Raw genomic sequence first — 478 nt, 5'->3', positions numbered from 1 at the left:
TACCTCGCCGGCGAAAGGCTGCGTCCGACCCAGGCGGCCACTTCGATACGGCTCGCCGACGGCAAGACCAATGTGCTCGACGGTCCCTATGCCGACACAAAGGAACAGCTTGCCGGCTTCTACATGATCGAAGCGACCGACATCGACACCGCTATGGAATGGGGCGCGCGCTGCCCGGCAGCCAGCACCGGCACGGTCGAGGTGCGGCCGATCTGGGAAATGACCGACTACCGGTCCTAGCAATATGGACAAGCGCCCGGAGACGGCGCGGGCGGCGGCCGAGGCGGCCGCCCGGCAGAGCTACGGCAAGCTGGTTGCCTATCTCGCTGCTCGCATGCGCGACGTTGCCGGCGCCGAGGACGCGTTGGCCGACGCGTTCGCCGCCGCACTGGAGCGCTGGCCGAAGAGCGGCGTGCCCGAAAAGCCGGAGGCCTGGCTGCTGGCTGTGGCGCGCCGCTCTTCGGCCAGCGCTCCAGTG

General features: G+C 69.0%; 2 protein-coding genes. Both read left to right on the top strand.

Translation table 11 applies throughout. From position 1 onward, the window contains the following. Positions 1–240: YciI family protein (locus EOA60_RS36840; RefSeq protein WP_245502732.1), on the top strand; the 240-nt coding region annotated here is incomplete at its 5' end. A 4-nt stretch (positions 241–244) separates the two neighbouring features. Continuing rightward, positions 245–478 (top strand): sigma factor (locus tag EOA60_RS36835; RefSeq protein ID WP_281060832.1); only part of this gene is annotated, 234 nt, incomplete at its 3' end.

Origin of the sequence: Mesorhizobium sp. M1A.F.Ca.IN.020.06.1.1, from assembly GCF_004023265.1 — a bacterium.
In the GTDB taxonomy this organism is placed as follows: Bacteria; Pseudomonadota; Alphaproteobacteria; order Rhizobiales; family Rhizobiaceae; genus Mesorhizobium.
The sequence above is the reverse complement of the archived record's forward strand: the minus strand, read 5'-3'. Positions and strand labels throughout refer to the sequence as shown.